Below are 25,886 nucleotides of genomic sequence, written 5' to 3'. Positions count from 1 at the left end.
TTATTATAATAAAATGCGAATTAATTCCGGCAGTTCATGGTAAATACCGACAATCTCATCTAGCTTCATTCGAACGAGACCGCTCGATGAAGGAGCGACGAAATCCTTCACACCTGGAACGACAGATTCTACCTGAAGGCCCCATGAAACGTCTTTTCGGCCGCTGTACTGCTGATACACACCTTTACCGACAAAACAGACAATCTTCGGCTTGTAAAAAGAAATTTTCTTTTTCAATTCCTCTCTGCCTTCATTATATTCCTCTTTCGTTATTTCTTGTGCGTTTCTCGTCGGCCTTGCCACGATATTCGTCAGTCCAAATCCTAAATCTAGCAGTTTGTCATCTTCGATTGGCCTAAACTTTGTGTCGGTTAAACCTGCCCTATACAAAATGGTCCAAAACCGGTTATTCGGGTTAGCAAAATGATGACCGGTTTCACCTGAACGAAGACTTGGATTAAAGCCGACAAACAATATATCCAGATTTTCTTTTAAATGATCCTTAATGGGTTCCAAACTTTCACTTCCTGTCTAATTGTTGATTGTTGTGATCACTCTTCCACTACCTTTATAATAAACGTACATAACGTAAAAGGAGCGTCCTGAATGAATAAAAAAGAAATGGAAGAACAAGTGATCAAGAACTACGAGCGTGATGAACAAATGATGGTATTTATTTTTGCGCAGTGGTGTGTAAATAATGATCTTGATCCTGCGGTGTTGTATAAGCAGGCATATCCGCAGCAATCAGCCAATGAAGCTTTGCAGCAGGCGATTGATTTAACGGTTTCAAAAGAAGAAGCGGGAGAAATTCTTGATGACACGTTATTAAATGTTCTCTCTTTATACGGAAATGACGAACTCGCTTTTATTGTTACGGAAGAAATCGGGCGGCGGAAAAGACGTTAATTACTATTACGATATTTCAAGCCATAAGTTTCAAATGAAAACAACCAAGCTTTGATCTGCTTGGTTGTTTTTTTGCCTATTCTATCTTCACCCGCGCAAAAGCGGCATCGTGCAGCAGCGAAAAGATCCGCCCGATTTAATGATTTCCGTGATGTCCACTTCGATCACTTTATATCCCCGCTCAGCCAGCTGCTTATTCACTTCTTTATTCACCGGAAGACTGAACACTTTTTTATGACCGATGGAAAGTACATTCGTTCCGAGGGTAAACTGTTCTTCTTCTGACACTTCAATTAAATCAAAGCGTGATTCGAGCAGCTGTCTTTCCTGTTTATTTAGTGCTTCCGGAAAAATTAAAGCATCCTCGGGAGATAAAATGTTAAAAACACAATCTAAATGCAGATACTTTTCGTTAAAAGGAATGGGAATCACTTCATACTCAGCCAGCAGTGATTGCAACTCGTCTATCGCCTTTTCATTCGTGCGGCTGCTGATTCCGACATAAATCGTCCGGCCGTCAATGATCACATCACCGCCTTCAATAATCCCTTCATTCAACTGAACGAAAGATAGATGTTCCGCTTTCAGCCACTTTTTCAATTCTTCCTCTTCCCCTTGGCGAATATCACTCGCCATATCAGCTACAAATAAGTGTGAGCCAAGAGTGAAACCAATATCTCGTGTAAATACTTGTTCAGGGTACTTAGGCCGCGGCGGCAGTTGGATTACTTCGACGCCATATTCACGAAGCATCTGTGAAAATTGCCGGTGCTGTTTCATCGCACGTTCAATTTGGATGTTTTCTTCCTTAAAGTGTTCCTGCGTTTCATTAATGACTTCCTCGATCGCCATATATTGCGGCTGACAGAGCACCACTTTATGTAACTTATCGTATTCGCTGCTGCAAGTGATTGGCTGACTTTGTTTAGAAACTAACTCCATGACCGTCCTCCCGGGAATATCTTTTACTAATACTATTCCCATTATGGAAAACGTTATAAACCGATCTTCTTGATAAAGTTTTACTTTTCCGCACTGGTCAAAACATTTACTTAATACCTTTTATTCCTGTAATACTTTTTCTCACGTCTTGAAGCGTGACAGCTATCGCAAAGTTGATAACGAAAATCGGAAGGAAGTTTTTTTCGGCAGCTCTTGCACGTTTTGCCTGTCCTCGTTTCTTCCGATTGCAATTGTTCATGGACCCCTTCACTAATCGTTTCCCGCAGGCGTTCCCAGTAGATCGCCTCCGTCTGCCGTTCCAGCCGATATAAAAAGAGCAGATGCAGGCCGATCGCTTTGTAAGACAGCTCAAGGTCTTCAAGAGTTCCTGTTTTCACTTGTGGTTCAGGAAGATCCGTGCTACTGACAACAGCTTGCATCGTAGCGAGCCATTGTCTCGTCATCTCCGGTTCTTTCGTTGAAAACGGCAAATGCAGGAAGCCATACAGATCTGTCATGGACAGCCTTGCCTCTATTTCACTGCCGCGAATGAATTCATATAAAGCACGTTCTTGAGAAAGGGAGGATTTTTTCGTTCCTTTTGGGCTTTTAAAGCGGTGCCACAACTCAAAAAACGTGCCAAGATCGCGGTAGTGTCTTTGAAATCGTTCAAACACTGCTGTTGTCGGTGCAATCGCAAAAGTCGTCACAGCTTTATCTTCTGTTTCAAGTAAATACGTCATCGTTTTAATATCAGACGTGAAGGCGACCTTTCCGACAGAGTACAACCCTTTTCTCCCGGCACGGCCGGCAATTTGCTTCACTTCCTGGGATGTAAGCAGCCTTCTTCTCGAGCCGTCAAATTTTTCATTCTTTAAAAAAACAATTCGGCGAATCGGCAGATTTAATCCCATGCCGATGGCGTCCGTCGATACAATGACAGATGTTTTTCCTTCAATAAACTGCTGCATTTGCTTTTTTCTCGTTTCCGGGGGCATACTGCCATAAATCATGCTGACAGAAAATCGATTTTTCTTCAGTCTTGCCGCTGTTTCGAGCACTTCCCTTCTTGAAAAACAAACGAGTGCATCTCCTTTTGCTGTTTCAAACAGTTTGAACGGAGCCGGTTCCACTTGAAGCGGGATATCACGGCTGTATTCAATCAGTTCATATTCGCTGTCACCTAGAAGCTGGATCAGCATCTCTTTCATGTTTTTACTGGCAATGATGTGAACTTCGTCTGCGCGGGCGCCTGTAATCGCTTTATACCAGGAAAAGCCGCGGTCTTTATCGGCAATCATCTGTGCTTCATCAATGACGACTACTTCGTAAAAATCTTTTTCATGAAACATTTCCACCGTACAGGAAGCATGGCAGGCAGCTTGAGTTGCCTTTTCTTCTTCTCCTGTTTTCAGCGAGCAAGGAATCCCTTCTTTATTTAATTTTTCATACACTTCAAGAGCGAGCAAGCGAAGAGGCGCTAGATAAAGCCCGCTTTTAGCCTGTTTCATTCTTTCCAGTGCCTGATGGGTTTTACCAGTATTTGTTTCGCCGATATGAAGAACGTAGCGAACGCTTCTTTCAGCTGGCGGTCGGTATGCCTGACCAAAAATCTCTTCAATCAGCCTTTCTTCTTCCGCCTTTCTCCGCTCCAATTCCGCTTGTTCCTGTGCTTTTTTCTGTTCCCTTTCCGCTTTACCTTTTTCATATAGACTTTTATGTACCGCCTCATCAAACGGCAATGAAGCTATATGCAAAAGGTCAGCCAACGCTTCTTCTTCAAGTTCTACGAAACATTTCCACTCTGTATCTGAGAGTAGATGGTCGATCATATCCATTAAAATGTCTGTCGTGAGCACTTCGCTATTCGCTTCTTTATAGTCATTCTTTATTTGCTCCGAAAGATTGTCGAAAATCATCTGTAAAATAAGATCAAATGCATAATTAGCAGCTAATTGTTCATACACAGAGTAATATGTTTCATATTCAAATTCCCAGTGCCACGTTTGTTCAATATGACCCGTCAATTCTCCAAAAAAGTCTCCGACAGTCTCATAGTCTCTTGGATCAAAGCTTCCGGCTTCCGTTAATTGTTCTTCCAGAGCAGCCGTATCTACTTGATAAAATCTTTTTTTCGTTTGAAGATCCTCGTGCAGACGAATCGCCATAGAGTGCCTGAACGGCAAGTAAAGACGTTCTTCGTTTTGTTCGACTATTTTCTCTGCTTCTGCTTCTATTTTGTCATGAAGGACTGTCTGTTCTTTTTCGCGGCGTTGTTCTTCCTGACGGGCAAAAAACTGAGCTCGTGCCTGCTCATAACAAACTTGCCATGTCTCCATCTGCTGTCCATACTTTTGATTCAGCCATTCATTCGGATCAAAAGGCTGATGATCTCTAATTTCATTTCGGAACAATTGATTGATCAGCTTGCGCGCTACATCCTTTGTGACAAAGCCTCTTTCTCTTAAAAAAGCTCTCTTTTCTTTACTGGGAATTTCATTTGACGCTTTGTTAATCCAGACATTCAGCCAAATTTGTTTTGTATATTCTCCTCTGTCTTCAAGGTATTGTGCAAATGAAGGCAGCTTTTCTTTGGTTTCTAAAAAGCGAATGATATCCTCATGAATCTTTTGTTTTGTATGCGAGATGGCTTTTATATGCGTATCGGTAATTTTTTTCATACACGTCTCCTTTCGCATGTTTACTAAATGCAATTATATATGATTGTATAATAAGAAATCGTTCTTGTTGGCAAATCCCAAACACTGGGGTATAATTTAAAAGAAATAACATATTTTAAAAAAGCCATTTCGATGCTGGTAACATCGAAACGGCCATGCAATAGCAGGTCCCTTTAAGGGGATCAGCGTCTAACGTGCTAAAACCGCCAGAGCTGGGTAAACTCAAGGGCGGTTTTAGTCTTTTTTATGGAATGACAAGATGGACACGACCAAGCCTGCAAAAGCGACTGCAAACATGAGTGCTTCAAACGTTGTCATACGGCATCACCTCCCTCCATACAAGTTGGAGGAGCTATGCCGACCACCCTTGAGAACCTATTCTATTGCCTCTTAATTATAACACACACGAGTACAGAACACACGTTCCAACCCACGAAACTCAAGGATAGATTGTTTTCTTGTTAAATGACAGAATCGCTATGACTAATCTTTTTTCCCTTCACTCAATTGATCCAGCATGCTGACTGTGTCAATCAAATGATTATTAAAAATTTGACGGGCAATGTCCAGCAAATCAATAATCATCGGATCTCTCAATGAATACACTACTCGATTGCCTTCTTTCGTGCCGAACACAATATTTTTACTGCGCAGTACGCTTAGTTGCTGGGATACGGAAGAGCCTTCAGACCCAATCATCGTTTGAATTTCATTGACATTTTTATCTCCTTCTGCCAACAGTTCTAAAATCCTTATTCGCACTGGATGAGAAAGTGCTTTAAAAAAATCAGCTTTAAATTGTTGTAATTCTACATTCATTTCGTTTCTCCATTCTATCATTGAACTAAGAATCGTTTTTCAGAACTCTTCTCTATACTGTTTCCTTTACATAATTCCGTGCATTCATGGAAAGCGTACTGCTTACAGCCGATACACTTATCTATATTTAATTTTGTTAAGGCGAAATCTATTGCTTCTCCAGTATGATCAAAGAAATGCTCTTTCCCGATCCTATCATGTAATTTTGTCCGCTTCATCACGGTAGTTGGTTGATGCTGCATACCTGAAAACAGGATGGTGCCGTCCTGTTTTTGAAAGTGCTTAACGATGCTTGTTAAAATGGCTTCCCCCGTCGTATCCATATACGGAACTTTACTCATTCTCAATATTAACACATTCGGGCGGTAATGAATGGCGCTCATGATTGATTGTTCAAACAGCTGAGTGGCTCCAAAAAAGAGCGGTCCTTCAACCGTGAAAAGGTTGATTTGCGGACAGTCGTAACCTCCATTGACCATAGTTGTCCGTACTTTTTTATCTGCAGGATCAAGCAGCACCTGCTCAACCTTAAGAGAGCCGCTCATCCGTTTCACAAAAAGAATGACAGACAACAACAATCCTACTTCTACAGCAATTGTTAAATTGGCAAATACGGTAAGAGTAAAAGTAACAAACAAAATGAGAGAATCGCTCGTTTTTGTCCGTAAAACACGGGTAAATTCTTTTCGCTCACTCATATTCCAGGCAACGGCCATTAAAATCGGCGCCATACTTGCTAAAGGGATAGTAGATGCATACGGAGCTAACAGCAACAGTACGAGCAGAACAGACAATCCATGAATAACACCTGACACAGGGGAAACAGCCCCATTTTTAATATTAGTCGCTGTTCTGGCGATGGCTCCTGTCGCTGCAATGCCGCCAAATAAAGGTGTGATAATATTGGCGATTCCTTGCCCTACTAACTCCCGGTTGCTGTTATGCTTGCTTCCCGTCATCCCATCAGCAACGACCGCTGATAATAAAGATTCAATCGCTCCGAGTATGGCGATCGTAAAGGCAGGGCCAAGTAATAGGTGAACTTTTTCCAAAGTAAGCTGCGGCAGATGAAAATCAGGTAAAGAATTAGGTATTTGACCAAATGCAGAAGCAATAGTTGCCACCTGTCCAGGAAAAAAATACGCAGCTGCAATACTTGAAATAAGAAGCCCAATTAAAGGGCTCGGAATCTTCGGTAAAAATTTAGGAGTAACCATGATGAAAAAGAAACAGATGATGGCGGTTGCTACACTATATAAATTAACCGAATCCAAGTGAATAACAATTTCTCTCATATTAGAAAGAAAGTCTTCATGCTTTTCAATATCACTGAGTCCTAAAAAATTGGCGATTTGCCCAGAAAAAATAATGACAGCAATACCTGAAGTAAAACCAATAATGACAGGACGCGGGATAAACTTTATTAACGCCCCCAGCTTCAGAACGCCCATTAAAAGCAGCATCACCCCGGCCATAAAGCCAGCAACCAATAAGTTTTCATACCCGTATGTCATGACAACTCCGAGGAGAACAGGGACAAATGCACCAGTCGGTCCGCCGATTTGGTACTTAGAACCTCCAAAAATAGAAATGAGGATCCCCGCAATGATCGTCGTATAAATACCGTACTCCGGTTTAACCCCAGAAGCAATCGCAAAGGCCATTCCAAGCGGAATCGCAATTACCCCAACGATGATCCCTGCTAACAAGTCTTTACGAAAATGGCGCATCGAATAATTATTAAAAGAGTGTAGCATATTACCCAATGTAATCCCTTCTTTTCTCGTTTATTAGTATATTCAAACTTTTGAATATACTAATATTATATAGTTAATACAAAAAAGTACAATGACAAAAAAGACCTTATACAAATGTATAAGATCAACTATCGATGGCATTGAAATTAGCAAAAAGTGCGAATGCACACGGGTCTGTCTCTTCCTTTTGGTCACATTTATTAATATAGGAAAAATCCAGCCGGACCGTGAAAATCAATAGTAACATGTTTACGTTTAAACATTGTTAAACTCGCCTAAGCACGATCGCAATTCCCTGCCCGCCGCCGATGCAAAGGGAGGCAAGTCCGTACTTTACGCCTCGTTGCTTCATCTCTAAAGCGAGAGAGTACGTGATGCGTGCCCCGCTTGCGCCGACCGGATGGCCGAGTGCGATCGCCCCTCCGTTGACATTGACTTTTTGCGGGTCGAGTTCAAGTTGTTTAATAACAGCGAGTGATTGCGCAGCAAACGCTTCATTCAGCTCAATGATATCGATGTCACTCCAAGTAAGGTTCGCTTTTTTTAGAGCGAGTTCACTTGCCGGAACAGGACCGATGCCCATAATATTCGGATCGACTCCCGCAATTCCCCACGAGACGATTTTTGCGAGAGGTTTTATATTGGCGCGGGACGATAAAAACGATTCAGAGGCTAGAACAACAGCCGCCGCCCCATCGTTAATTCCGCTCGCATTGCCCGCAGTGACCGTGCCTTCTTTTTTAAAAGCTGGTTTCAACTTGCTGAGGCTCTGCTGTTCGATTCCTTTTCTGATGTGCTCATCTTCTGAAATAGGTTGTTCTCTTTTTTTCTTGTCTGTTACAATCACAGGAACAATTTCTTCATTAAACCGGCCAGAAATTTGTGCTGCCTCCGCTTTTTGATGAGACTGAAAAGCAAATTCATCCTGATCTTCCCGGCTAATGCCGTATTTCTCGGCCAAATTTTCCGCTGTGACCCCCATGCCGCAGCCAATATATTGATCGGTCAGCGTCGACCACAGCATATCATCAATCGGCGGTGCCCCTGCGTGGGAACCGAAGCGGGTATTTCGCAAAACGTGCGGTGCCTGACTCATGTTTTCGGCCCCTCCGGCCAGCGCCGTCTCTGCATCTCCAAGAATGATCGTTTGGGCAGCAGAAACAATTGCCTGCAGTCCTGATCCGCACAGTCTATTGAGAGTAAGTGCCGGCGTCTGCTCAAGGATCCCGCTCTTTAAACCAATGTGCCGAGCTAAATAAGCAGACGCTTTATTTGTATGGATGACATTCCCAAAAACGACATCGTCAATTTCTTCTGGAGCAATCCCGCCCCGCTTCATTGCTTCTATTGAAGCCGCAACTCCCAAATCAATGTCGGAAATTTCTTTCAGTGCCCCCCCAAACGCTCCAAACGGTGTTCTTGCCCCTTCTATCAGATAAATAGATTTCATGTATCATCTCTCCTATCCAAAACTTCTCCTTAAATATACCATATTATGAGCGGTCATTCATTTTTTTGTTCGACTGCCGTACTAACTTGCTTCTTGATTCCAAAATTGGGAAATCGGACCTAAAATCCCCACCCTATTTTTTACTAATTTGTAACTAAGAAACTATTATATGAACAATAACGTTATTTTTATGAAAACTGCAGTACACCAAGCTTCACCTTTAAATTTTCCTATGCTAAAATGCTTTAGGGAGGGTTTAAACTTCCGTTTCTCAGGGAATAAAAAAGAGGGATAGTTTTTTTACAAATAAAAGAAAACTCCTAAAAGTCCCTGAGAGGACTTTTTTTGTTGGTTGATTATATATACAGGAGGTTGGAACTATGCATTTATTGCCACGGGAAATGGATAAGCTTATGATTGTGGTGGCAGCCGATCTTGCCAGGCGCCGGAAGGAAAGAGGCTTAAAATTAAATCATCCGGAAGCAGTCGCTCTTATTACGTATGAAGTATTGGAAGGAGCGAGAGACGGGAAAACTGTTGCTGAATTAATGGAGTACGGAGCGACTATTTTATCGCGGGAAGACGTCATGGAAGGCATTCCAGAAATGATTGATGACATACAAGTGGAAGCAACATTTCCAGATGGAACAAAATTAGTGACTGTCCACAGCCCGATTCGTTAAACATACTAAGGAGGGATCAATACATGGAGCCAGGACAATATATATTAAAAGATGAAGAAATTATTTGTAATGAAGGAAAAACAGTCTTTACAGTTTCTGTTACAAATACAGGTGACCGTCCAATTCAAGTAGGGTCTCACTTCCACTTTTATGAAGTGAATGAAGCTCTCCAATTTAATAGAGAAGAAGCATATGGAAAACGGTTAAACGTTCCTGCTGGGGCGGCAGTGCGCTTTGAACCGGGTGACGAAAAAGAAATTCAGCTCATTCAATTTGGCGGTGAACGCCGGGTTTACGGATTTAACAATAAAGTGGACGGCTCATTAGAAAGAGGGGATGAATCATGAGTTTTAAAATGTCAAGAAAGCAGTATGCGGAAATGTTCGGTCCTACGACTGGAGATTCTGTTCGGCTCGCTGATACGAATTTATTTATCCAAATTGAGAAAGATTATACCACGTATGGCGAAGAGGTTGTTTTTGGCGGCGGAAAAGTTATTCGTGACGGCATGGGACAGCATCCTCTCGCTACTCGTGCAGATGGCGTAGCGGATACGGTCATCACGAACGTCATTATTTTCGATTACACAGGCATTGTTAAAGCGGACCTGGCTATCCGGGATGGTAAAATTTCCGGTATTGGCAAAAGCGGCAATCCGCTCGTCGCAGACAATGTCGATATCATCATTGGCGCTTCAACGGAAATTATTGCCGGCGAAGGATTAATTGTGACAGCTGGTGCGATTGACACTCACGTTCACTTTGTTAATCCCCGGCAGGTTCAAGTAGCACTCGCATCTGGTACAACAACTTTAATCGGTGGCGGCACAGGACCTGCAACTGGCTCAAAAGCGACAACCGTGACGCCAGGAGAATGGAATATCCACCGTATGCTCGCTGCCGCAGAAGGCCTGCCTATTAACATTGGTTTCACAGGGAAAGGCCATGCGGCTTCCATCGCTCCGTTAGCAGAGCAGGTAAAAGCCGGAGTCATCGGTTTAAAGGTTCATGAAGACTGGGGAGCGACTGGCTCATCGCTCGACTATGCTTTGAAGACGGCTGATGAATATGACATCCAAGTGGCCCTTCATGCAGATACATTGAATGAAAGCGGGTTCATGGAACAGACAATGGCTGCCGTGAAAGACCGGGTCCTTCACATGTACCACACGGAAGGCGCAGGCGGCGGACATGCCCCGGATTTAATTAAATCGGCGGGATATCATAACATTTTGCCGTCTTCAACGAACCCTACCCTTCCTTATACCGTTAATACGATTGACGAACATCTGGATATGGTTATGGTGTGCCACCACTTAAATCCTTCTGTGCCGGAAGACATTGCTTTTGCTGATTCCAGAATTAGAAGGGAAACGATTGCCGCAGAAGACATCTTGCAGGACATGGGTGTATTTAGTATGGTGAGCTCGGATTCTCAAGCAATGGGACGTGTAGGTGAAGTCACTTTGCGGACATGGCAAGTGGCAGACAAAATGAAAATGCAAAGAGGTCTCCTTAAAGGTGACAGTAAGCACGCGGACAACAACCGGGCAAAGCGTTACATTGCCAAGTACACGATTAACCCAGCGATTACACACGGTATATCCAACCATGTCGGTTCGATTGAAGTGGGAAAAATGGCAGATCTTGTCCTGTGGTCGCCGGCATTTTTCGGCGTGAAACCTGAAATGGTACTTAAAAACGGTCTTGCTGTTACTGGTTTAATGGGAGATGCTAATGCATCCATTCCAACTCCGCAGCCATATATTTCCCGGCCGATGTATGCCCAATACGGAAAAGCGTTGTCGAAAAGCTCTGTTACTTTTATTTCACAAGCTGCGTTTGATGACGGCGTTCATGAAAAGCTTGGGCTTGAAAAAATCGTTCTTCCTGTTGGCGGCATTCGGACATTATCGAAAAAAGACATGAAACTAAATGCCGAGACACCTGATATTACGGTTGATCCGCAAACGTATGAAGTCAAAGTAAACGGTGAACTGCTCACGTGTGAACCAGTAGACACTGTACCAATGGGACAGCGATATTTCTTATTCTGAGGTGAATGCATTGATTATTGAAAAAGTAATTACGAACTTGGAAAACATGGATCCAAACGAAATTAACAAGCGCCATATGGAAAAAGTGTATTTAGAAAGTGCGCATTTAGTCAAACGAATTCAGCGCGTAAAGACGGATCACGGCAAGGAGCTCGGCATTCGTTTAAAAGAACCGCGTGATCTTTTAGCCGGTGATGTATTGTACATGGATGAGAAAAATATGATCGTCATTGACGTACTGTCAGATGACTTGCTCATCATCAGTCCCCGCAGCATAAAAGAAATGGGTACGATTGCCCACCAACTTGGCAATCGCCACCTTCCTGCTCAATTTGAAGAAGATGATATGCTTGTCCAATATGATTATTTAGTAGAGGAACTACTGCAAGAACTGGGCATCCCTTTTAAACGGGAAGATAGAAAAGTGAAGCAGGCATTCCGTCATATAGGTCATAGTCATGGATAAAAACATGCTCTCTTTGTTTCAACTGTGTGATTCCAACTTTCCAACCGGTGCTTTCAGCCACTCTTTCGGTTTGGAAAGTTACATACAGGCCGATGTAGTAAGAGACCAGAAAACGTTTTTTGAATGGCTTCAAGTGTATGTTCACGAACAGCTCATTTATACTGATGGTCTCGCCTGCCGTCTTGTTTATGACGCGTTGTTGCAGGAAGACCTTCAACAAGTATGGAATCTGGACCGTTTGTTAACAGTCCAAAACTTGCCTAGGGAAACGCGCGAAGGCACTCAAATGATAGGGGACCGTATGTTAAAGCTCTCTCAATCTTTGTATGACTTCCCCGTACTTTCATTATACCGGGAACAAATCAAGAAAAAGCAGTCGTTCGCCCACCCCTCCATTGTGTTTACAATGGTCGCTTATGGTCTTGAGGTTTCAAAGCCAAATGCCATCCTCTATTATTTGTATTCTGCCGTTTCAAGTCTTGTCCAAAATGCTGTACGCGCCATTCCCCTTGGCCAGACAGCCGGACAATTGATTACTCATAAATTTCATCCCGAACTGCAGCGGGCAGTAGAAAAAATTATGCAATTGCCGGAAGATGATTTCGGCATCGTTTCTCCAGGATTGGAACTCGCTCAAATGCAGCATGAGCGAGTCAATATTCGTATTTTTATGTCATAACATTTGATTTCAAAAGAAAAGGAAGTGTTTCAATGGAACCGATTAAAATTGGTGTTGGAGGACCTGTTGGTGCAGGGAAAACAATGCTCGTTGAGAAACTAACTCGTCATTTGGAAGGCGAAATTAAAATGGCTGTCGTCACAAATGATATTTACACGAAAGAAGACGCTAAATTCTTAATGCAAAACGGCGTGTTGGCTGAAGACCGCATCATTGGTGTGGAAACCGGCGGCTGCCCTCATACAGCGATCCGCGAAGATGCATCGATGAACTTTGCCGCCATTGATGAGTTAATTGAGCGGCACCCTGATGTCGAACTCATTTTTGTTGAAAGCGGCGGCGATAATCTGGCGGCGACATTCAGCCCTGAACTCGTCGACTTTTCTATTTATATCATCGATGTCGCCCAAGGAGAAAAAATCCCCCGAAAAGGCGGCCAAGGAATGATTAAATCCGATTTATTCATTATTAACAAAACAGACCTTGCTCCTTTTGTAGGCGCCAGTCTAGAAGTGATGGCTGAAGATACGAAAGTGTTCCGCGGCGATAAACCGTTTGTTTTTACAAACTTAAAAAACGATGAAGGTCTCGATGAAGTCATTGACTGGATTAAGAAACACGCATTATTAAAAGGACTGGATTAATATGACAGACTGGACAGGTGTGTTATCCCTGGACCTAGAAGACCGGAAAGGAAAAACCGTTGCCAAAAACGTATTTTTCCAAGGAGCGTTTAAAGTGATGCGGCCGGTTTACCACGACGATTCGGGACAGGTGTGTTATTACTTGCTAAATCCAGGCGGAGGGTACTTAGATGGCGACCGGTACAGCATGAAAATTACAGCTGATGAAGGCGCCAAAGCCACTTTAACGACCCAGTCTGCAACGAAAGTGTATAAGACCCCTAAAGATCATGCCTACCAGGAGACCGAGATTATCTTAAAGAAAGGCAGTTATGTGGAATTTCTTCCTGATCCGCTGATTGCTTATGAAAATGCCCGCTATCAGCAGAAGAATATTATTCGAATGGAATCCGGGGCTACTTTTCTTTATACAGACATTCTCACTCCAGGCTGGTCCCCAAGCGGAGAAAGATTCACATATGATACCATTCAATTAATCAACGAAATTTATCTTGATGAAAAGCTGGCGGTATTTGATCACATTAAACTGACACCAGCTAAGCAAAAAATGTCAGGTCTAGGCTTTATGGAAGGCTTTACTCACCTCGGCTCGATGATCGTCGTCGGTGAACAAACGAATAATGGCCTCCTCGACCGGTTATATGAAAGGATCGAAGCGAACGAATCTAATATGAAGTTCGGTCTTTCAAAGCTGGCCGTGCCTGGTTTCAGCATCCGGGTTCTTGCTAACTCTACTCAGGTTATCGAACGAACATTTGCGGAATGCCACCGGCTGATCAGCGAGGAATGGTTTGGTCTTACCCCGAATTCTCTAAGAAAATATTAATCGAATGACATCCGGCAGCTTTAACAGCTGTCGGATTTTTTATGAAAAAGAAGTGCTTTTCCTTGAAAAAGTAGAATATTTGTTTTAAATTAGGGAAAATACTGAAGTATAAAATGTCCTGAGGGGGTTTAGGAATTGTCTGAAGAAAATAATGAAGAACCAGTATTAGAAGACTTTGAAGTGGAACCTGTGTTTGAAGATCGTGTGCATGAAAGACATGCCTTTACGTTTAAAATTGAAGGAGACGAATTTAAAGGCCATTTCCATGAAGATGAAATTCACTGGCTGCATCCTCACCCAAAACAAATGATTGGTGAAGAGAAAGTAGATGCGATCGAGTCAACTATATACGAATTAATGAGACAATACGGTATTTCAAGCGGAGTGAATGACTTTGAAATAAAGCCTGCTTTCGAAGACAGGGTGCACGAACGCCACCAATTCACTTTGCAAGTGCAAGGAGAGGAATATAAGGGCTTTGTTCACGAAGGTGAAATCCAATGGTTCCATCCTCAGCCCCAGCAAAAGCTAGAAGAAGAACATGTTCAGGCAATCGAAACTGAAATCCATGAAAAAATAGCGGATCATAAAAAAGGGGTAAAAGAACAAGATTTGAAAAAGGCAGCGGAATAACTTTTCATCCATAGTCAACTTAAAAAAGGCCAGCTTTATCGGCTGGCCTTTTTTCCTGCATTTAGTTTACTTTTTTGTCCCATTCTTCAATGTTCCACAATACGCCAAAGCCATGATGACCGAGCGTGCGTGTACTGATTCCTGTTACATTCTTATTCAATCCGTAAAGAGCTTCCAGATAAACAAGAAAGTTATATGGCGGATCAACAGCCAGCTCTTCTTGGAATTGTTTATAATAGGTTTTTCTCATTTCCCTATTTGCCGTTGTCCGTGCTTTCATAAGCAAGTCATCAACCTTTTCATTTCGATAAGAACCGAAGTTATATTGGCCGTCTCCTATTTCACTGCTGTGGAATAAACGGTACGTATGATCATCGGGATCGAACTCACTGCCCCAGCCAATAATCAAAGCCTCTTCCCCGTCATACTTCACTGCATGCTGATCGACTGGTTTCGGCACGGCTTTAATGCCAAACGGCTTTAGCTGTTCAGAGACGACATTGGCAAGCACTACGCGGACAGTATCCTGTATAGGTGAAACAAGCTCAAACTCAAATCGTTTGCCATCTTTCACGAGTACGCCATCGCTTCCTTTTACCCATCCGGCATCAGCTAACAACTGTTTTGCTTTTTTCTCATTATACGTATAAGCTTCTTTTTGCGAAGCTCCTGCCCATGATTTTTGCAACGGCCCATAAGCCGCTTCTCCCTTGCCTGCCAGTACGCCTTTCACTAATTCTTCCCGATTCACCGCGAGGTTCATCGCCTGGCGTACCCGTTTATCCTGAAACAACGGCAGATCGAAGTTATACATCACTGCCCGGTAATCGGCCGTTGAAACTTCATGTACTGCGTATGGATCATTTTCTTTGACACCAGCCAATTGATTAGGTTCCATAATGGCCAAATCAATTTCTCCTGTTTTTAACTGCAGCGCCCGTGTATTGGCATCTGGCACCGCTTTAAACACCACTTCGTCTAATTTTGGGGCCGCACCATAATAATCGTCGTTTCTTTCCAGGATAATCGTGTGGTCGCTGCCCCATTCTTTTAGTTTAAAAGGACCATTGCCGACCGGATTTTGATTAAATTCCGTTTCATTCATATTTTCACCGCGCAAGATGTGTTCCGGCACAATGCCAATTTTCAGCTTGTCGAGCAGAGACGGAAACGGACGATGAAGAGTCATTTTCACTTCATAGTCACCAGTTGCTTCCACTGATTTAATTTCATTGAATTCTCCGGCAATCGGCGTGTTCGTTGCCGGGTTTTTTATTTGGTCAAAGGTAAACTTTACGTCTTTCGCCGTGACAGGTTTTCCATCTTGCCATTTAGCATCTCGACGAAGTTTAAACGTATAAACGAGCTGATCTTTTGATATCTCCCAGCTTTCTGCTAAATCGGGAGTGACTTGATTTTCTTTATCCGGTTTCGTTAATCCGCGAAAAAGAAGCGTATCAATTTCCTGGCTTTCATCAAGAACCGGATTAACTTTCTCAATTTCTGAATCCATCCCATAAATAAGCTGCTTTTTCTGAGTCGAATCAGCGGGCTTACTGTTTTCTTCGCTGCACCCTGCAAGCCCAGCGAGACCGGCAGCCGCAACTGCAGCTAAAAGAAATTTCCGATAGTTCTTATACATACGCAACCACCTTTGCTGTTTTGTTTTTGTTCCTTTTGCCGACTTCAAAACCTGGCATACACGATAAAAGCTGCTTCGTATATGGATTTTTTGTCAAGATCAATTCATCAGCAGCTGATTCTTCTACAATGGATCCTTTTTCCATTACGTAAATGCGTTGGCAAAGAGCCATGGCCGCCCTGATGTCATGTGTAATAAATAAAATAGCCAGCTGCTCCTTTTTATTTAATGACTGAATCAGCGAAATCATGTTAGCTTGTGAACTCATGTCCAAATTAGCAAATGGTTCATCAAGAACAATCAATTCAGGTTCCACTAACAGAGCACGGGCTAAAGCAGCGCGCTGTCTCATGCCGCCGGACAATTCGTGAGGGTAAAGAAACCGGACAGAAGGAGACAATCCAACTTTTTGGAGAACGGAAAGCACTTGCTCACTTTTGCCTTCCTGTCCTTTTTTCCAGTAGTCATACCCTTCGCCGACGATTTTTTCAATGGTCCAGCGAGGATCGAACGACGCAAGCGGGTCTTGATGCACCCACTGAACTCCTCTTCGCAGTGTTTGGTTTCCCATCCAGGCGACTTTGCCGCTCGTACACGGCTCAAGTTGAAGCATCAACCGGGATAACGTGCTCTTCCCGCCGCCGCTTTCTCCAATCAGCCCAACCGATTCTCCTGCGGCTATATAAAGCGACACGTCTTGAACTGCCGAAGTTATTTCTTTCGTAAACCACTTTTTCCTGACGTATCGCTTCGTCACATGTTCAATTTTCATGATTGGCTTGCCATCAGACTGTTTAACTGTTTCCACCGGGTTTGACAGCAGCCTATAATCCGCCAGCAGCTGCTTTGCCTGTGTTGATTCTGGTTCAGTAAACAGCTTTCCAGCCGGAGAACATTCGACTACTTCTCCATTGCTCATTACAATGACTTCATCCGCCATTTCGGCCGCCACTCCAAGATCATGTGTAATAAATAAAACCGAGCTGCCTGATTGCTGCTGCCATTCTTTCATAAGAGATAGAATATCGAATTGAATTTGCAAATCGAGTGCAGTCGTTGGTTCATCAGCGATTAATAGCGGGGGATTTAAAGCAATGGCAAGGGCTAGTTGAACCCGCTGCCTCATTCCGCCGGAAAGCTCGTGTGGAAAGGAACGGAAAACCCGTTCCGGATCGTGCATCTTCACTTGGCGAAGCAGCTTGACCGCTTCCTCTTTCGCTTCCTTTTTTGATAAAGGTGTATGGGCAGCAAACAATTCTAAAAAGTGATGTCCAATCGTTCGAAGCGGATCAAATGTTTGCCACGTATCTTGAAAAACAATACCTGTTTCTTTGCCGCGGTATTGTCGCTTACGGCTGCTGTTCATAGAAAGCACGTGCTCACCTAAAAAACGGACAGAGCCGGATGTAATTGCTACGTTTTCAGGAAGCAAGTCAATCAGCGCCCTCGCTGTCAAACTTTTTCCTGAACCACTTTCGCCGATCAGAGCCGTCACTGTTTCTTTTTGGACGGAAAAAGTGACATTCGATACAATTACTTTTTCATGATGTGAGACGGTGAGCTGCTCGACTTCAAGAAGACACCCGTTCATTTTCTCTCCCCTTTCTAAACTGCGGAGCCGCCATACGGTCTTGCAGTTTATCTCCTAAAAAGTTAATGACAAGAATCGTATAAGTGATACAAATACCCGGAAATACGGCTAACCACCAGGCTCCTGCGAGCAAGTGGCTCTGGGCCCCCATCAGCATATTTCCCCATGAAGGCTCATGCGGCGGAATACCGATACCAAGAAAGCTGAGCGTAGCTTCTGCAAGGATAGCATGACTGATTCCGCTGATGGCAAGCACGGTAATCGTCGGAATACATTGCGGCAGCATATGCCGGCGCAATAATTGGCCTGTAGAGGCTCCTACTACAGTAGATGCCTGGATGAATACCTCCTGTTTCATTGCTAATATTTCTGTCCGGATCAAGCGGGCAATCGGCATCCAGCTTGTTAAACTAATCACAAGTATGACTGTCGTTAAACTTGCCGGAAACACCATTTGAAGCCCTATCATTAACAGCAATGAAGGGATACTTAACAGCGCATCAATGACCCGCATCATCAGGCGGTCTACTTTGCCGCCTGCAAGGCCGCTGATAGCACCATAAACGACACCCGCCACAATAGATACGAACATGGCTGCCGCTCCAACAGACAAAGAAACCCGTCCGCCGTACAAGAGACGCGCAAACACGTCTCGGCCTAGCTCATCTGTTCCAAGTATGTGGCCGGAGCCTGGTGGCTGCAGAACACGATCCATTCGAATAGCGAGAGGATCATAAGACGTCAGCAGCGGAGCGAACGAAACGGCAGCTATGAGAATAAGAAATAAGCAAGTTGCCAAAATCAAAAACCAAGGGTGTTTTTTGCTCATCTTCTTCCCTCCTCAAGCAACTGACTTCGGAGACGCGGATCAATCCAGGCACAAATAAGGTCCACTAATAAATTAACAGTGATCACAAACACCATACTTAGCAATATAACGGCTAATAAAACAGGATAATCGTGGGCAAGAGCCGATTTCAATGCGAGACGTCCTATACCCGGCCAGGAAAAAATCGTTTCCACTACAATAGAACCCGCTAATGCGACCGCGAGTGACATCCCCGTATAAGATAATAAAGGAATCGAAGCATTAGGGAGCAGGTGATTTTTCAATATCGTCCACTCCGAAATACCGCGGGCTTTTAAAGCGAAGACAAATCCCGTGTCTTTTGTGATAGCAATGTGATTACGCAAGAGCCGGATATAATAACCGGCATGAGATAAAGCGAGGACAAGCGAAGGCATGAGTATAAAGCGAAGTTGTCCGCCTCCCTCTCCCATTCCGGACGTTGGCAAAACCCCTAAATAAACGGAGAAAAAGACCATGAGCATAAGAGCAAACCAGAAAGGCGGAATGGACATAAATATAAAGCTGATGACTGTTACTGCGTGATCGTATAAAGAGCGGCGGCACAGCCCGGACGTCACTCCGAAGAAAACAGCCAGTGTAAAAACGAAAAAATGAGCGGAAAACATCAATAAAAATGTCGGCTGCAGGGACTTTGCCACAACTATTGCAGCATCTTCCCCGGAAATAGAAGACACTCCCCATTCTCCTTGAAGAACTTGTCCGAGCCATTTTCCATACTGAATTGGCAGCGGTTCGTTCAATCCTAAATTTTCTGTAATGCGAAATCGGTCGGCCTCACTCAGTTTTTGAAGCTGATCTCCATACATAGCAGCGGCCGGGTCCCCGGGAAGCATGCGAATAAAAGCAAAACAAAGCATGCTGCCAATGATCAGAACAAGAAGTGATTCACCGAGACGCTTTAATATAAACTGACCCATTTCTTTCCTGCTTTCTATTAAAAATAGAGTGCTTTTCTATGAACAAAAGCATCACACTCCGCTCTTCATTTTATCATATGAAAACGTTAGTTAACATCTTTGTTCATCCAGGCGAATAATTGATTTAAATATTCCCAGTTTGAATGCTTCTAGTCATTGATCTTGGCCCGGTTCTCCCGTCCATTATGAAAATCAAGGGATTAATATAAAAACGCCTCCTTTTAAAGGAAACGTTTTTATCGGACTCTTTATTGTATTTTCACTTTAGCACGACGATTCCGGAATCCGTTAATAATTCGCAGCACCGTGTCATATTCCATGTGAAAAGGTTCCTCGTTTGTATATGAAAGTAACTCTCTAGTATTCTCATCTTGAAAATTAATCGAGCGATTTAAATAATCTTTAAAGACGTCGAGCGGCTCGTTCATTTTTTGTTCTTCAAGTGTTAACAATCCTCTATCTTCATACGGGATCATTTCGATTTGATCAAAATCGAACGCTTCTTTCACAGCTTCTACTAGCATCGAATTGGTGAGAGGAGCTGTATTCACAATATTGTAGATCTTATTTTTGTTTCCGTAATTCATGGCCCGGGTGATCACTTTTACCACATAATTCACCGGTACGAGATTAGACACCGTATCTTTGTCCATCAGCAGACGATAAGACGGCCGGACAGAAGATACGTTCCTCTCCAGTTTTTTCTTTAACAATTCAATTGTGCGCAAAATGCTGTACAATCCGAATGTTGTATCAGCCTTCCCAGTCATTGAATCACCGATAATGATCGACGGGCGCATAACCATGACATCAAATTTGTCTTTGTAAGTCATCACAAGATGCTCGGCATGGCATTTGCTTTCTTCATATGAATTAGTAAAAGAAGACTGCAGTGGATATAAAGTTTCTGTTCCGACTTTCCTGCTTCCTAACGTGTAGGCAGTACTTACATGGATAAATGTTTTCGCCCCCACTAATTCTGCCAGGTCAAGAACATGCTTCGTTCCTTGGACATTTACGCAAAATGACTTTTCGCGGTCATTCTCATCAAAAGACAACATCGCCGCCGAATGGCAAAAGACGTCTATGTTTCCGATGAGTCTTTGCAGCACAGGTGCTTTTAAGCCGAGGTTCTCTGTTGTTAATTCCCCTTCGACAGCGTGTACATGATTTATGTGTCTGCTGTCTAATTGATCTAACAGCTTATTAAACTTTATTTGATTTCTCATTAATACATAAATGTGATGTCCTTCTTCAATTAGCTTTTTAACGAGATTAGTTCCAAGAAATCCGGTCGCGCCGGTTATAAAAATATTCAATATGTATCTTCCCTCTCGCTGCTTTATTTCCCTCTACTTGTTGTGCCCATATCATTATCCGTTACAAAGCAATGAATGTAAACGGTTTATTCTCTTCTATCATACTATCACGTATGAGTGTGCCTTAAACGTGGGTATTAATGCCAGTTCTCCCTATTAATATACTCATATCCCAGGCGGCTGGAGACCTTTGGAGGGTTCTCTTCTTTTAACGTAAACATTATAGCGAAGCTTGGGTCATTCACTTATTTTTTTATCCGGTCATACAATGAAATAAAAATGACAGGAGGCAGTTTTGATGGCGAAAAAAGCAGGAAATAATGTTTCACGGGCTAAATGGCACTTTTATGAAATTTTAGGTCTTTTTCTCGTTGTATTTTCCCTATTTCTTCTATTGTTGAAGCCTGACTCACTGGCTGACTTATTTAACGCGATTCTTAATGAAGTGAAGCCTGTCGTCGTTGATATTTTCTTAACGAGTGAAATAGGCATTGCGATCATAGCAAGTGTCATCATGGGCCGGATTCTGGAGCGGCTTGGATTTACCGATGGCTTGATCCGGATTTTTGTCCCCGTCATGAAGTGGTTTAAAATTAATCCCGCCGTCATCATACCGAGTGTATATAACATACTTGGCGATATTAATGCCGCTGGAAAAATTGCCGGGCCAATTCTTGTCAAAGCAAATGCGACGAAAGATGAACAAAAGATTGCCGTTGCGACGATGATTCAATCTCCTCAATCGTTCGCCACCTTCGTATTGGGGCTGATTGCTTTAGCTGTTTTTGGTATCGACGCTTTTCCGCTCGTGATCTTATCCATTTTTCTACCGATCCTTGTTGTTCCTTTTCTGCTATCAAAAACAATATATCGGTCCACTAAAAGAGTAGAGTTAGACCAATTACCACGTTTTACACCGAAAATCCCATTCCTTCAAACGATATTTTCTTCTGCAAAAGAAGGAGCGGAACTTCTGTTTTTAACTATCATCCCGGCAGTTGCAGCCGTCTTTTTCTTTATCGGCATACTAAAATTTGCAGGAGTGTGGAGTGCGTTGGAATCCGGTTTATCCTCCTTTCTAATGTTGCTCAGCATTGAACCGTCGACAGGATTAGTTTCTGTATTAGCTGCGCCTACTCTTGCTGTTGCCCAATTGGCTGAATTAAGTCAAGGTATTGACCCAAGACTCATTGTCGGCTCCTTTGTTCTTGCCAATTCGGGTTTGCCGTTGTCGGTCATCTTTGGCCAGGTACCGGCTACATGGGCAGAATCATCACGCTTAAATGAAAAAGAAGTATTAACAGCGGCCGTGATTGGTTTAATTATCCGATTCATTACAGCATGGGCGCTTGGTATGTTTTTAACGCCTTATCTTATCGGGTAGCATATGAACAAAGTGTATTTAATTCGCGGAAAAAAACTGGTTACTGTGTCGGATCATGGGACGATATACAATGGGGGTCTAGTTATCAGTAATGGTAAAATACAAGACATTGGAGATTGGGAACAATTAAAAAACCGGTACTGCACAATTAAAGTGATAGATTGCTCAGACTATGTCATTACACCTTCACTCGTCGATTGCCACACTCATTTGCTGGAATTTGCCCCTTCTTCACTATATCCTGTTTCTCCGGCTACTCATTTATGGGCGGGGAGAGCGATTCTTTTTCATGCTTTATCCTCGGGGATCACGGCTCTCGGAGAACAAATATGCGGCCATCCTTACTGCGACTTTTCAATAGAAGATTATCGGAAAGCGGCTGCTCGTTTGCCAATGGACATTTCATTTGCCGCAACGAGCATCTCGATTGGCTTTAACAATTTGGCTCATTTCACAGCGGTTACGCAGTCTCAGCCAATTGAAAAAAACAGCTTGTCTGACCCGTTATTAGTACGAAAGATTGCCGAGAAAAGCGACTTCCCCGGTGAAAACATCTTCATCAATGCAACTCCTGCCAACTTTACCGCTGAAGATGTACCCCGGGCAGGAGAAATCATGTATAACTTACAAGAGCTCAAACAAGTGGCTGATCTTTATCATAAATTAAACAAAAAGATAGGAGCCCATGTGGCCGGTGAAAAAGGAATCGAATGGGCGCTTGAAGCAGGAGTAGATGTTTTGCATCATGCTCACGGGATTACCGATGAACAGATCGAAAAGGCCGCAAAGCAGCAAGTGAAAATAGTAGCTACTCCAATGGGCGGTACACATTTACCCCCAAATAGCCCGGAGGAAATCGTTAAGCTCGTCAAAAAGAACATTGTTGTGTCCATTGCGACAGATGCTTACCTTCCACCTTATCCGGGCGTTTCATGGCTGCCTTTTCAAACGAATTCATTGCAAGGCCCTGATGTACTCATGCTTATCGCCCAACCAGCTATGCAGCTGTTACAAAAACATCAATTTAACGAAAATGAAATACTCGCCTTGCTCACAGCGAATCCGGCTGCCATTCTAGGGAAAGAAAAGCAATTCGGCCGTCTGGAAAAGGGAATGGACGCTAATTTCATCATTTCAACTGGCATACCAGGTCTTGAGATTAATGATACAGATCAAATTAAAAAAGTATTTTTCCGTGGAGAAGAAGTCATTAACCGGCTTGATCATTGATTTGTTCCTCTTCACTACAACTTAAAAACATCCACCCGGGTTAAACTCCGGGTGAATGTATGACATTAATGGACATATCTGCGGGCACCCGCATATTCTTCTCCGTAACCGGAAGTTCCAATTCCATCAATCCGTACATGGGCCGAGCTGTTAGGCGAATGAATCATTTTTCCGTCACCGATATATATACCTACGTGATGGACCCTGCCTTTTCCTTGTTCTATTTTTTAAAAAGTGTTTTGCAAATTCTTCTTTGGTTATCATTCAAAAAAAGCAAGTGCCAGATTAAGATTTTTCTTCAGCAAATAATTCTTTTTCCTTCCATTTGCCGAACCGAAAATAAGCGAATGCAAAAGAACTGCTGATCACAAAGCTTATTCCCATGCCTAAAGCGATTCCTTGTTCACCAAACAAGCCGGCAAACAGTTCTGTCATCGGATATCTCAACACCCAAAAAGAGATTAGATTTAACACTAGCACTTGAAACATCGCTCCTGAAGCCCGGACAATTCCGTTTAATACAAAATTTAAGCCAAGGAATGGATAGAAAAAAACGACTGTCTTAACATAGTCACGGCCAAATGCTACTGCTTCTTTGTCTGAAATGAATAGCCGGATGCTCCAATTTGCAAGCAAAAAGATCACAATCGCTGCCAACAGCATAATAGCCATATTTAACAAAGTGGCATATAAAGCGATCTCATTCACCCGTTTCCATTTGCGGACGGCAATGTTTTGCCCCGCCATGCTGTTGACTGCAATGCTCAGAGCTTGAGCAGGTAGAATTAATAAACTATCAAGCCGCTGCGCAGCACCGAAGCCTGCTACTGCATGCCCGCCAAAAGAAGTGACAACGCTCATGATGGCAGCCATTCCGGCGGAAATAACCATCATTTGCAGACCTGCCGGAATTCCTTGTTTTAAAATAAGTGACACTTCTTCTTTGCTCGGTAGAAAAGGAACGGAAAACGGGATGAGCTTATTATGCATACTAATCAATAAACCATATAAAAAGGCCGTCCCCTGAGCTGCGATCGTCGCATATGCTGCCCCGTCAATGCCCAGCTTAAACACATGAATAAACAGGGGATCAAGCACCGCATTCAATATGACTGCAATAAGCACAAAACGAATCGGTGTCTTGCTGTTCCCCAATGCTCGGAATACGATGCCGATAAAATTATAGCCAAATAAAAAAAGAATACCGATAAAGTTTATTTGTAAATAACTGACTGCATCCGGGATCATAGAAGCAGGTGTACCGAGCAGCTGCAAAATATCTTTTGCCAGAAAGAAACCGGCCGCTCCTAAGCCAAGCGCCATGCCCGTTAAAATAACTGTAAAGGCGTTGACGTATCTTTTTAAATGATCCGGATCATCCTTTCCTTTTAACTGAGATAAAATAGTCAACGTGGCATTATTTACGCCAATGATAAATGATAATACAGTAAAAATCACAGTGCTAGAAACAGCTACCGCTCCAAGCGCGTTCGCGCCGAGCAAATTCCCCACCCATAAGCTGTCAATTAATTGATAAGAAACCTGCAAAAAATTTGTCAGCATAATAGGGGTGGAAAAAGCGATCAGCTGCCTCCAAATATTTCCGCTAGTAAAATCATGCTGCTTCATTAACTAACTCCTTTTTCTTCTATCATAACGAAGTGAGCTGTTAATTGTTATGAAAATGCCTGTCTCACTCTAGCCTTAACGTCAACGGCAAACTTTTTCTGTTTAAGCATGTTTAGCACCTGTATAAAAAAGGCGGGTTTTATTCAATGCTAAACGTCAGCTGATTAATTTTTTCCATGACATATGTACAAGCAAATCATCCTCCAAAGAATAAAATACATTATATGTTATGAAAATTTATAGGAGGATGAAAATGTCTAAAAATCAGCTTTTTATTGCCACGTTAAGAGGATCTGAAGAAGTTCCGCCTGTTCTCACTGATACAGACGGCTTCGCAAAGTTTAAAGTAAGCAGCGATGAAAGAAAAATTAAATTTCGATTAACAGTAAACAATCTCTCCAATTTTACTCAAGCACATATTCATATAGGTAGAAGAGGGGTGAACGGTCCTGTGGTCGTCTTTCTATTCGGTCCAGTTGACCCTGATATCAGCGTTAAAAAAGGAGTCGTAGAAGGGATCATTACCGAAAGAGACCTCGTCGGCCCCTTAAAGGGAAGACCGCTATCGACATTAATAGACCTTATAAGGGATGGAAAAACATATGTCAACGCCCATACCGCCCAAAATCCGAACGGAGAGATTCGCGGACAAATCAAGCCTTATCATCCTGAAACGGGATATGAGGATAAATAAAAAATTATTCTATCGATAATAAGTCAATTAAGAAAAAATAGACCCCTTTATGTTATTTAGCTAA

At 42.9% G+C, this 25,886-nt stretch carries 24 protein-coding genes and 1 pseudogene; 12 read left to right on the top strand and 13 right to left on the bottom strand.

Annotated features, from left to right (window positions below):
• Positions 1-3: 3 nt before the first annotated feature.
• On the bottom strand, positions 4-516 hold the full coding sequence (gene mug / locus F9802_RS11310) for a G/U mismatch-specific DNA glycosylase (protein WP_152152005.1): 513 nt from the start codon (positions 514-516) through the stop codon (positions 4-6).
• 90 nt (positions 517-606) lie between these two features.
• Here mug and F9802_RS11305 point away from each other — a divergent pair, with 90 nt between their 5' ends.
• Entirely contained in the window at positions 607-909 is a 303-nt protein-coding gene (locus F9802_RS11305) for a hypothetical protein (RefSeq protein ID WP_152152003.1), read from the top strand.
• 87 nt (positions 910-996) lie between these two features.
• Here the strand turns inward: F9802_RS11305 and F9802_RS11300 are convergent, their stop codons facing one another.
• The 5 genes from F9802_RS11300 to F9802_RS11280 form a co-directional block, all read right to left on the bottom strand.
• Positions 997-1,851, bottom strand: a complete 855-nt coding sequence (locus F9802_RS11300; RefSeq protein WP_152152001.1) for a dimethylarginine dimethylaminohydrolase family protein — start codon at positions 1,849-1,851, stop codon at positions 997-999.
• 110 nt (positions 1,852-1,961) lie between these two features.
• Complete coding sequence (locus F9802_RS11295; protein WP_152151998.1) at positions 1,962-4,532, bottom strand: helicase-related protein; 2,571 nt, start codon at positions 4,530-4,532, stop codon at positions 1,962-1,964.
• 483 nt (positions 4,533-5,015) lie between these two features.
• Positions 5,016-5,351 carry an ArsR/SmtB family transcription factor gene (locus tag F9802_RS11290; RefSeq protein ID WP_152151996.1) on the bottom strand — a complete coding sequence of 112 codons (336 nt, stop codon included), beginning with the start codon at positions 5,349-5,351 and terminating at the stop codon, positions 5,016-5,018.
• A 17-nt stretch (positions 5,352-5,368) separates the two neighbouring features.
• Positions 5,369-7,108: a SulP family inorganic anion transporter gene (locus tag F9802_RS11285; protein WP_152152263.1), complete on the bottom strand. Its 1,740-nt coding sequence runs from the start codon at positions 7,106-7,108 to the stop codon at positions 5,369-5,371.
• Between the two features lie 265 nt (positions 7,109-7,373).
• Positions 7,374-8,558, bottom strand: coding sequence for an acetyl-CoA C-acetyltransferase (locus F9802_RS11280; RefSeq protein WP_152151994.1), 1,185 nt, complete (start codon positions 8,556-8,558; stop codon positions 7,374-7,376).
• 380 nt (positions 8,559-8,938) lie between these two features.
• Between F9802_RS11280 and F9802_RS11275 the strand changes: the two genes are divergently transcribed.
• The 8 genes from F9802_RS11275 to F9802_RS11240 all read left to right on the top strand — a co-directional run bounded on the left by F9802_RS11275 (position 8,939) and on the right by F9802_RS11240 (position 14,545).
• Complete coding sequence (locus tag F9802_RS11275) at positions 8,939-9,241, top strand: urease subunit gamma (protein ID WP_152151992.1); 303 nt, start codon at positions 8,939-8,941, stop codon at positions 9,239-9,241.
• A 23-nt stretch (positions 9,242-9,264) separates the two neighbouring features.
• Entirely contained in the window at positions 9,265-9,588 is a 324-nt protein-coding gene (locus tag F9802_RS11270; protein ID WP_152151990.1) for an urease subunit beta, read from the top strand.
• On the top strand, positions 9,585-11,297 hold the full coding sequence (ureC, locus tag F9802_RS11265; protein ID WP_152151988.1) for an urease subunit alpha: 1,713 nt from the start codon (positions 9,585-9,587) through the stop codon (positions 11,295-11,297). The genes F9802_RS11270 and ureC overlap by 4 nt, the downstream gene beginning before the upstream one ends.
• A 46-nt stretch (positions 11,298-11,343) precedes the next feature.
• Positions 11,344-11,763 (top strand): urease accessory protein UreE, encoded by a 420-nt coding sequence (gene ureE / locus F9802_RS11260; protein ID WP_404799165.1) that lies wholly within the window; start codon positions 11,344-11,346, stop codon positions 11,761-11,763.
• Positions 11,756-12,442, top strand: a complete 687-nt coding sequence (locus F9802_RS11255; protein WP_152151985.1) for an urease accessory protein UreF — start codon at positions 11,756-11,758, stop codon at positions 12,440-12,442. The genes ureE and F9802_RS11255 overlap by 8 nt, the downstream gene beginning before the upstream one ends.
• Before the next feature lie 32 nt (positions 12,443-12,474).
• The gene (ureG, locus tag F9802_RS11250) at positions 12,475-13,086 is read left to right on the top strand and encodes an urease accessory protein UreG (RefSeq protein ID WP_152151983.1); all 612 of its coding nucleotides are present in this window, start codon (positions 12,475-12,477) and stop codon (positions 13,084-13,086) included.
• 1 nt (position 13,087) lies between these two features.
• A complete protein-coding gene (locus F9802_RS11245) occupies positions 13,088-13,912 on the top strand; it encodes an urease accessory protein UreD (RefSeq protein WP_152151981.1) in 825 nt (274 codons plus the stop codon).
• 135 nt (positions 13,913-14,047) lie between these two features.
• Positions 14,048-14,545 (top strand): hypothetical protein, encoded by a 498-nt coding sequence (locus F9802_RS11240; RefSeq protein WP_152151979.1) that lies wholly within the window; start codon positions 14,048-14,050, stop codon positions 14,543-14,545.
• A 61-nt stretch (positions 14,546-14,606) separates the two neighbouring features.
• Here the strand turns inward: F9802_RS11240 and F9802_RS11235 are convergent, their stop codons facing one another.
• From F9802_RS11235 to F9802_RS11215, 5 genes are all read right to left on the bottom strand, one after another.
• The gene (locus F9802_RS11235) at positions 14,607-16,187 is read right to left on the bottom strand and encodes an ABC transporter substrate-binding protein (protein ID WP_152151977.1); all 1,581 of its coding nucleotides are present in this window, start codon (positions 16,185-16,187) and stop codon (positions 14,607-14,609) included.
• Complete coding sequence (locus F9802_RS11230; RefSeq protein WP_152151975.1) at positions 16,180-17,778, bottom strand: ATP-binding cassette domain-containing protein; 1,599 nt, start codon at positions 17,776-17,778, stop codon at positions 16,180-16,182. The genes F9802_RS11235 and F9802_RS11230 overlap by 8 nt, the downstream gene beginning before the upstream one ends.
• Positions 17,759-18,607 (bottom strand): ABC transporter permease, encoded by an 849-nt coding sequence (locus F9802_RS11225; RefSeq protein ID WP_152151973.1) that lies wholly within the window; start codon positions 18,605-18,607, stop codon positions 17,759-17,761. The genes F9802_RS11230 and F9802_RS11225 overlap by 20 nt, the downstream gene beginning before the upstream one ends.
• Positions 18,604-19,566 (bottom strand): ABC transporter permease, encoded by a 963-nt coding sequence (locus F9802_RS11220; RefSeq protein WP_152151971.1) that lies wholly within the window; start codon positions 19,564-19,566, stop codon positions 18,604-18,606. Before F9802_RS11220 ends, F9802_RS11225 begins: the two co-directional genes overlap by 4 nt.
• A gap of 248 nt (positions 19,567-19,814) precedes the next feature.
• On the bottom strand, positions 19,815-20,885 hold the full coding sequence (locus F9802_RS11215) for an SDR family NAD(P)-dependent oxidoreductase (protein ID WP_152151969.1): 1,071 nt from the start codon (positions 20,883-20,885) through the stop codon (positions 19,815-19,817).
• Between the two features lie 298 nt (positions 20,886-21,183).
• Between F9802_RS11215 and F9802_RS11210 the strand changes: the two genes are divergently transcribed.
• Positions 21,184-22,269 (top strand): hypothetical protein, encoded by a 1,086-nt coding sequence (locus F9802_RS11210; RefSeq protein ID WP_152151967.1) that lies wholly within the window; start codon positions 21,184-21,186, stop codon positions 22,267-22,269.
• 3 nt (positions 22,270-22,272) lie between these two features.
• Positions 22,273-23,499: an amidohydrolase family protein gene (locus F9802_RS11205; RefSeq protein WP_152151965.1), complete on the top strand. Its 1,227-nt coding sequence runs from the start codon at positions 22,273-22,275 to the stop codon at positions 23,497-23,499.
• Between the two features lie 65 nt (positions 23,500-23,564).
• On the opposite strand, the pseudogene F9802_RS11200 reads toward F9802_RS11205, so the two are convergent.
• Positions 23,565-23,717, bottom strand: a pseudogene (locus F9802_RS11200) (NlpC/P60 family protein); the annotation flags it as partial.
• 67 nt (positions 23,718-23,784) lie between these two features.
• A complete protein-coding gene (locus tag F9802_RS11195; RefSeq protein WP_152151963.1) occupies positions 23,785-25,128 on the bottom strand; it encodes an MATE family efflux transporter in 1,344 nt (447 codons plus the stop codon).
• 253 nt (positions 25,129-25,381) lie between these two features.
• Between F9802_RS11195 and F9802_RS11190 the strand changes: the two genes are divergently transcribed.
• The gene (locus tag F9802_RS11190) at positions 25,382-25,822 is read left to right on the top strand and encodes a CHRD domain-containing protein (RefSeq protein WP_152151961.1); all 441 of its coding nucleotides are present in this window, start codon (positions 25,382-25,384) and stop codon (positions 25,820-25,822) included.
• Positions 25,823-25,886: the final 64 nt, after the last annotated feature.

Origin of the sequence: Bacillus aerolatus (assembly GCF_009183655.1) — a bacterium.
GTDB classification, from domain to species: Bacteria; Bacillota; Bacilli; order Bacillales; family Domibacillaceae; genus Pseudobacillus; species Pseudobacillus aerolatus.
The sequence above is the reverse complement of the archived record's forward strand: the minus strand, read 5'-3'. Positions and strand labels throughout refer to the sequence as shown.